This is a genomic window from Chroococcidiopsis sp., assembly GCF_051657925.1.
Classification (GTDB): Bacteria; Cyanobacteriota; Cyanobacteriia; order Cyanobacteriales; family Chroococcidiopsidaceae; genus Chroococcidiopsis.
Genome location: NZ_JBOFLP010000040.1, coordinates 1 through 7854 on the forward strand (window position 1 = coordinate 1; position 7854 = coordinate 7854).

Genomic DNA, 7854 nt, shown 5'->3' on the forward strand with positions numbered 1-7854 from the left:
ATCTAAGTCGGTGTCAGGGTTAATGACAACTACATCAGCTTTTTTACGTCCTAGCACCGCTCCACCCGCAGCACCGACTCCCGTACCGATTAATACCTCTCCGGTAGAAATACGGCGATTGCCTGTCAGTCCACCTAAAGCTGCGCCAGCGGCAGCTCCCACGACTGCACCTTTGAGAATCGATCCCGTACTTACTCCCCTACGCAGCTGGGTAGTTTCAATGACATCAGAGGAAGCATCGATTGATTGCCGTCTGCCATCATCCATAATTAGATTTCTGGCAATAAATTGAGAACCACCATCAGCAGGAACGAGTTCGCCCTCAATTAGACTTCCGGCGGGAATTAATACCGTGCCGTTGCGGTTAGAAATGTTGGCAGCTACCGTAAGAGTTAAGCGCATCCTCTCTTTCGGACTGATAACGATCTTTTCGGCTTCGTCATAGCGCACGGGAATTCTTGCCCCAGCCCGAATAGTCGTGCGATCGCTGATTCTACTACTTCCTGGCGACGATGGGAACACCTGAGCCGTTGCTGGATCTGTCATTACCATCGGTAGGGTAGCGCTAGTACCAATAGTTAAAGCCATAAGAAAAGCTGTCCCTGTCTGCCAGGGTTTAAAAGTAAGCATATACTTGTTCTTCTCCGCTATATATTGCTAAACCTGTTAAATAACAAGACTTGCGGAAGAATCATAAGGTTCCAAAGTCAGTTATCAGTTATCAGTGACTTTTAACTTTTGACTTTTGACTTTTAACTTTTGACTTTTATTCATGGTTTTTCAAATCCCAGTACCCGTGCTTTAATTTGTTCTGCGGTTCGAGGATCGGTTTGAAATGTGACCCAGCCTCGACGAGTTGAGTGACGGGGAAGAAAAGCAATTTCAAATTCGGCAGTTTCTTCTTCTCTACCATCGCTGTTGAGCGTCACTTCGATTTGTACGGTTTCTGCTGTTTCATCGCCGCGATTTTTAGCAGTGACGGGAACGATAAAGCGATCGCTTTGCGGTTGAGGTTGACCGAGTTGTAGTTCGATATTTGGTGGAGTGTCACCTAAAGTTGCACCGTCATAAACTATGTAACCCAGCGTAAATAATACGAGAATGAGACTAATAACAAAAACAATCCACTCTAACCAATTTTTTTCTAGTTTTTTCATTGCAACAATAGCCTCCCAGCAGAAGCCCCCAAAGTAGAAGCGACTCCTAAAACAACGGTTTGAGCTAGACAAATGAAGAGAGTTGTATCGTCAAAGCGTCCGAAAAACCAGAGGATAGCCGCCCCTACAATTAGAGCGATCGCGTAAGTAACAACCGCACCAAATAAAATGTTTTTAATTCCCCTGATCTGGCTGAAGCGCTGGGAACCAGTAAAGTCGCTATAAAACAGAATTAGCACGGCAAGTAGAATTGACAATAAGGCAAGCCCTAGCAGTCGTCCTATAGAAGATTCAATTGCAATAACAATAATTTCCTCTGTAGGGGCAACATTAGTAGCAAATAATACTGCTCCACATAAGGCGATCGCAATTTGTCCGCCAAAATCGCCTTCGTCATCTGCCAAAAAAGGTACGGGGCTGGAACTAGATTGGGAATCTTCTCCCTGCATTCCCGTATCGCCTTCTTGCTTGGCTTCTCCGCCGAGTTGGGCAGTCCCAACAGATACGCCAATAGCAACGGTCATTGCTTCGACAATAATTTTGCCACTAATTTCTGTCAGGGTCATATCAGTATTAATTTGCCCTAACAGCCACAGCATGACGGCAGCAACGACTAATCCTATACCCATTTCCTCCACGGAATCGATCGCGACTTCTAACGCACCAGCAGATCTGCGCAAGCCTGCATAGCGGTTGTATGCCAAGAGCAGTGTAAAAGTAGCTAGTACATAAATTAACAAACGCACGGGATGGACGGTAAACCCAGTCCACCACACTTCCATCGTGTACAGCAGAGGCAAGCTAAATAACAATCCCCCAGTAATGCCTCTGAGGTATTCTTGTAGCGACTTAGCAAGCGATCGCTCTAGTTTTAGCCGACGATTCATACTTATCGGGCTAATCAGCCTTTTTTGTGTTCTACAGCACAATTCTCTCAGTTATTTAGCTACTTCATGAGAGCTGAAAGTTAGATTTTTGACCGAGAAATATATTTGTAGGGGCGCACGGTTGTGCGCCCTCAAGAACGTTATTACCGCACCACTTCTCGCATATAATTGCCCCACAAACGCGCTGCTTGTACCCCATAACCGGACATAGGAGCATTATTATCGTTACCCAACCATACCCCTGTAACGAATTTTTCTCTGGTAAGAAACCCAATAAACCAAAGGTCAAAGTTTTGATTTCTTGCTGCTAAACCACTCGTACCAGTTTTACCTGCTTCCTCACCCAGTCCGATATTTGCTGCCGTACCAGTACCGCGTTCTACCACTCCGCGTAGCATGGAAGTTACTGTCTGGGCTACTCCTGGGCTGAGTATCCGCCGATTTGTAGTTTGGGTGCGATTGTAAGCGTAAATCTCGCGACAGGTTTTCAAGTCTTTGCGATCGCCACAGTCGCTACTATCTAATATCCTCATAATCAGATGGGGACGGTTCCACACGCCATCATTCGCGATCGCGCTGTATGCTCCGGTCATTTCTAGTAAATTAGTTTCGCTTTGTCCCAATACTAAGCCTGGGACTGGTTGCAAGGGCGACTGAATGCCCAATCTTTGCGCCATCCGCATAATGCTATCTAACCCTACATCCTGAGCAACTCGCAGGGCAATCGGGTTTTCCGATAGGGCTAACCCCGTCGCTACATCTAGCTCGTCACTGCCGCGAACGCAGCCGCGAAATCGCTGTCCTTGCCAAGATACAGGCGCACAAGAATAATATTTACTGGGGGAAATTCCTTTTTCGATCGCCGCAGTATAGGTAAAAAGTTTAAAAGCCGAACCGGGTTGGCGTTGAGCTTGAGTCACCCGGTTGAACTGACTGGTTTTGTAATCAGTGCCTCCCACCATCGCCAGCACTGCACCAGTACTAGCATCGAGGGTGACCACTGCCCCTTGGGAATAGCCGATACTTGTTCCAGCTTGCCGTACCGAGTTGCGTAAAGCTTCTTCTGCTTTGGCTTGCATATCTGGATCGAGCTGGGTTTCGACAATATAATTGCCTTCTGCTGCTAGTTCTTTGCCCAAAATTGCTTGCAGTTCTTGAAAGATGGCATTGTAAAAGTATGGCGCAATCGTGTTGGCTTGGGCTTCACAGACGCGAGAACTCACTTCAATTTGCGATCGCCGCGCCCGATTTGCTTCTTCTGTCGTCACCATTCCTTGCGCCAACATCCGACTAATAACGCGGTTGCGGTATTCAATTGCTTTTTGGTTGCTGCGCACATCACCACAAAAATTAAATCCGTTGGGAGAGGGTAAAATTCCCACTAAAGTCGCAGCTTCCGAAAGATTGAGTTCCTTGGCTGATTTATCAAAATAGAATCGCGCTGCATCTTCAAAGCCGTATGTATCCGCCCCTAAAAAGACGCGGTTGAGATACATGAGTAGAATAAAATCTTTGCTATAAAACGTTTCCAGCTTCAGCGCCACCATTGCCTCGCGCAACTTCCGTCCTAACGAGTCCTCTGCGCCGACGTAGCTGCGAAATATACTCCGCGCTACCTGTTGGGTGACAGTACTTGCCCCTTGCTCGAATTCTCGACTACCGACATTGACGACCGTGGCGCGTAAAATTCCGATGGGGTCAACGCCAAAATGCCAGTAATAGCGGCTATCTTCGGAGGCGATAACGGCTTTAGGCAAATAAGTTGAAAAGTCTTGCAAGTTTTGCAGGTCTGTATGTGCCGTACTGCGAGGTTGACGTAGCATCGTTTCTCCATCGCGGGCAAAAACGATCGTTGGACCTCCAGTTGCAGCAGGTAAAGGAGTGACAGAAAACTTCGTCCACTCATACCCTACAATGAGCACCAGCAATGCCGTCACGCCACCAATCCCACCTGCCACCCATTGCAGCGTGCGGACATACTGAGGTGGAGGATTATGGAATTTCATCCGCACGGCAGCAGCAAGTTCTGGAGGACCGAGAGTGAAAACATCACCGTGATGAAGTTCGATCGCGGCAACGCGGCGCTTACCCCAGTAAATGCCATTCGTAGAATTTTCATCCCGCAGGACGAAGGGCGATCGCCTCTTGCTAGTATCTCTAGCTAATGACAGATGAATCTGGCTGACAACAGGGTTACGAACGACGATATCGCAAGATTTAGCACTGCGTCCGATCAAGTAGCGATCGCCTAGTAGAGGATAAGTTTCTGCTTTGTCTGTCCCCGCATCCTGTATCCACAATTCGGCAACTCTGGCGTTTGGCTTCAGGGCAAGCCCTGGAATCTGCACTTTAGCTTGAAGCGTTTTGACTACCTGAGTTGCTCGACTGAGCAATGTTTGCGGTTTTCGCGGTGGCTGGGGAGGGGTCATGTTCTACTCAGGCAGCAGGAATTAATTTTTTTAGCGTTGGCAGAAATTCTATCTATTATGCCAAATCAGCGATTGTCATCGATCGTCGAGCGTGAGCAAGTCTCTGGTGAATTGTAGCTGGTAGTTCAATTGCGATCGGCGATCGCTAGTGCCTGCTCGCTACTTGCTGTCTTCGCTCTTTCTCAATAACACAACGACTGCTACGGATTCCGATCGCGATCGCTTCTGCTACCATTCTACTTAGCAGGTAAAAATTCTCTAACTTTCTACGCAGACTCACTTTAACGCATTTATAGTGCTTTTCAATATGTATATCTGCTTGGCAAACAAGTTTTGATTGAGTCGGTTTCCTCTGAAAATTTATTATATATCTTGACTTTTCATAGGGAATATGGTACCATTTAACGAAATTTGTTTTTGACTTAATCAGAAATATTTAATCTGAGGTGTGAGTGGGATGAAGATCAAGTTTTTATCACTATTAGGTGCGGCATTTGCACTAACTCTATCGAGCCACGCCGCATTTGCTCAAGAAGCCACTAAAGAACCCCCAGAGATTAAGCTTTCAGAAGAAGGGAAGAAAATCCTCTGCGAAAAGTTTCCGTTGAATTCTCGTTGTCCTGGTGGTCAGCCTTTAACTGGTGGTGCGCCTACTGGTACTGAAGCAGCTCCCGATGCTACTACTCCCGAGACTGCACCAGCTCCAGACGCTACTACTCCCGAGACTGCGCCAGCTCCCGATGGGACGATGCCCACCACTCCCGAGACTGCTCCGGCTCCTGATGGCTCTATGCCTAGCGATCCTGGCACTGCCCCGGCTCCTGATGGCTCTATGCCTACCACCCCCGAGACCGCTCCGGCTCCTGATGGCTCTATGCCTAGCGGCGACCCTGGAACTGCGCCAGCTCCCGATGGGACGATGCCCACTACTCCCGAGAGTGCGCCAGCTCCCGATGGTACTGTTCCTAGCGATCCTGGCACTGCACCACCTCCCGCAGGATCTGAGCCTACCACCCCTGGAACTGAGCCAGCTCCTACAACTCCCTAATTTGAGTTGGTAAAAGCAGGCATTTGTTAGCAATCTTAATGCTTTGATATTTAGTATGTAGAGACGTTACATGTAATGTCTCTACATTCATTTTTTTATCGCAATCTCTTAAGAGTAGAGACTTTCGGCAAACTTGCAATTAGGATGCAGACAATGCCCAAATTGATCGACACATCTGCCAGGTTAAAAACAGGAAATCCAATTAGCCGAAAATCTAAGAAATCGACCACGTAACCCGCAAAAAAGCGATCGATCCCGTTGCCTAACGCTCCTCCCAAAATGAAACCATAGCCCCATTGTTCCAGAGGTTTCATTGGCGGACCAAAATAAGCCCACGCAATTAACAGCAAACTCACTATCAGAGATAGCCAGCGTAACCAACCCACTTCGCCAGCAAACAAACTGAAGGCAGCACCAGTGTTGGTCACATAGGTGAAATGAAACACATTAGACCAAATTGGGTAAGTTTCGCCCAAGTCAAAACTTTGTACCACCCAGAATTTAGTTAACTGGTCTAAGATAAAACTGGCGATCGCTGCCATCCAGAAACGGCGATTTTTCATAATTTGGTCATTGGTCATTGGTCATCGATCATTAGTTATCAGTCACGGCAAATGACAAATGACGAATAACAAATGACTAATAAAACATTATCAGTCTCCAGCCATAAGCGATAATAGAGACAGCACAGACTACAGCTAGTTGTCCTGGGAGAGGATACCAAGAATACTGAAGTATAGGTTGAATTATAGATTGAGCTTGCGTGCTTGCCCAATGGAAAATTTGGCTAGGCAACAAATATGCTAAACCGCAGAGGTGAATTATCAGCAAGCCACCTAGACAGCTACCAGCAAGACTCTCTAGTTTCATTGCATCTAGTCGAAACGCCAGTAAGCCACAGACCCAAGCCCCAGGAATAAAACCCAATACGTATCCAAAATTGAGTTCTCGCCAGTAGCCAAAACCGCCACCTTGAGCAAATATTGGCAACCAAACCAAGCCGAGCAATAAATAAGCAATTTGGGATAATGCTGCCGCACTTTTGCCACCCAAACAACCTACGAGTAGGACAGCACCAATTTGACAGGTGACACCTAAAGAAATTGTCTGTATCCCGCGCTCGTGCCAACTCACCGGCGCACTAGTTATATGTGCTTCTACAAAAGTGCCACCAATAGTAAGAAGCAAACCAATCAGAGACCAAAGAAATTGGTTAGGAACAGCCACTAGCGATAAAAGCCAATAATAGAGATTTAGTTGACGCTTTTGTCTGAATGCAGCGCGACCGCGATTCTTCTGGCGTTGCACTGGCTATATTATCACGTCCATCTAGGCGATTGGTGGAACTCAAAGTTGTGTTAAGCTGTCATCTAAATTATCTTTTCCCGTTGTTGCAGCGCTCCGCAGTTCCAACATGCGATCGATGCTATGATAATGGCAATATTTGATACAAATCTGGAAGTAACAAACTCGGATACAAACCTGGCTTCTCAGCACTAGCAAAAGGTGATAATCTACCTAAAGGAATATTTATAGTTACCATTAACCTTCACTTAACTGCCAAGTAATAACATATCTATAGTAAAAGCCCCATACTCCTCTAGGAGTATCCGTGCAAAGATTCCAGAAATAACAAATAGTATGCTTTCTCGCAATATTCGTGTAGCATCCCTTGCTTCGGCTGTGGTTTTAGTCTTGGGAGTAACTGCTTGTGGCAGTGGTAACCAGACTGCAAGTAACGCACCTGCCTCTCCTCAAGGAGAAGGTGCAAGTCCAGCAGCAAATACGACTACTGGCTCTAATTTATCTGGGACAGTCAAGGTAGACGGCTCCAGCACCGTGTTTCCCATTTCCGAAGCAATGGCAGAGGAATTTCAAAAAGCAAATCCTGGTGTCCAAGTCACGGTAGCTCAGTCTGGCACTGGTGGCGGATTCAAGAAATTCTGCAACAACGAAACAGATATTTCCAACGCTTCCCGTCCGATTAAGGCAGAAGAAGTAGAACTGTGTAAAAAAGGTAACGTTGAATATATCGAGTTACCAGTAGCCTATGATGGTATATCGGTCGTAGTGAACCCGCAAAACAAGTTTGCTCAATGCTTGACGATCGCTGAACTCAAAAAAATGTGGGAACCAGCAGCTCAAGGTAAAGTCACAACTTGGAATCAAATTCGCCCTGAGTTCCCCAACCAAAAATTAGGGCTTTATGGTCCCGGAACTGATTCCGGTACTTACGATTTCTTTACTAACGCTGTTGTGGGCAAAGAAGGTGAAAGCCGAGGAGACTACACTGCATCTGAGGATGACAATACCTTAGTACAAGGTGTGAGTGC

9 protein-coding genes are annotated in these 7854 nt (G+C 46.7%); 2 read left to right on the forward strand and 7 right to left on the reverse strand.

Annotation, left to right across the window (positions count from 1 at the left end):
- The 5 genes from ACRC32_RS02960 to ACRC32_RS02980 form a co-directional block, all read right to left on the reverse strand.
- Nucleotides 1–630, reverse strand: a 630-nt coding sequence (locus tag ACRC32_RS02960) for a hypothetical protein (RefSeq protein WP_438552572.1), incomplete at its 3' end; no start/stop codon positions are given.
- 140 nt (nucleotides 631–770) lie between these two features.
- Complete coding sequence (locus tag ACRC32_RS02965; RefSeq protein WP_438552573.1) at nucleotides 771–1157, reverse strand: hypothetical protein; 387 nt, start codon at nucleotides 1155–1157, stop codon at nucleotides 771–773.
- Nucleotides 1154–2044 carry a TIGR02587 family membrane protein gene (locus ACRC32_RS02970; protein ID WP_438552574.1) on the reverse strand — a complete coding sequence of 297 codons (891 nt, stop codon included), beginning with the start codon at nucleotides 2042–2044 and terminating at the stop codon, nucleotides 1154–1156. The genes ACRC32_RS02965 and ACRC32_RS02970 overlap by 4 nt, the downstream gene beginning before the upstream one ends.
- A gap of 143 nt (nucleotides 2045–2187) precedes the next feature.
- Entirely contained in the window at nucleotides 2188–4473 is a 2286-nt protein-coding gene (locus tag ACRC32_RS02975; RefSeq protein WP_438552575.1) for a transglycosylase domain-containing protein, read from the reverse strand.
- A 145-nt stretch (nucleotides 4474–4618) separates the two neighbouring features.
- On the reverse strand, nucleotides 4619–4753 hold the full coding sequence (locus tag ACRC32_RS02980; protein ID WP_438552576.1) for a hypothetical protein: 135 nt from the start codon (nucleotides 4751–4753) through the stop codon (nucleotides 4619–4621).
- Nucleotides 4754–4930: 177 nt separating this feature from the next.
- Here ACRC32_RS02980 and ACRC32_RS02985 point away from each other — a divergent pair, with 177 nt between their 5' ends.
- A complete protein-coding gene (locus ACRC32_RS02985; protein ID WP_438552577.1) occupies nucleotides 4931–5521 on the forward strand; it encodes a hypothetical protein in 591 nt (196 codons plus the stop codon).
- A 95-nt stretch (nucleotides 5522–5616) separates the two neighbouring features.
- On the opposite strand, the gene lspA is transcribed toward ACRC32_RS02985, so the two are convergent.
- Nucleotides 5617–6102, reverse strand: coding sequence for a signal peptidase II (gene lspA, locus ACRC32_RS02990; RefSeq protein ID WP_317104707.1), 486 nt, complete (start codon nucleotides 6100–6102; stop codon nucleotides 5617–5619).
- A 58-nt stretch (nucleotides 6103–6160) separates the two neighbouring features.
- Complete coding sequence (locus tag ACRC32_RS02995; protein ID WP_438552579.1) at nucleotides 6161–6748, reverse strand: biotin transporter BioY; 588 nt, start codon at nucleotides 6746–6748, stop codon at nucleotides 6161–6163.
- 414 nt (nucleotides 6749–7162) lie between these two features.
- On the opposite strand from ACRC32_RS02995, the gene ACRC32_RS03000 reads away from it, so the two are divergent.
- Nucleotides 7163–7854: phosphate ABC transporter substrate-binding protein PstS family protein (locus tag ACRC32_RS03000; protein ID WP_438552578.1), on the forward strand; the 692-nt coding region annotated here is incomplete at its 3' end.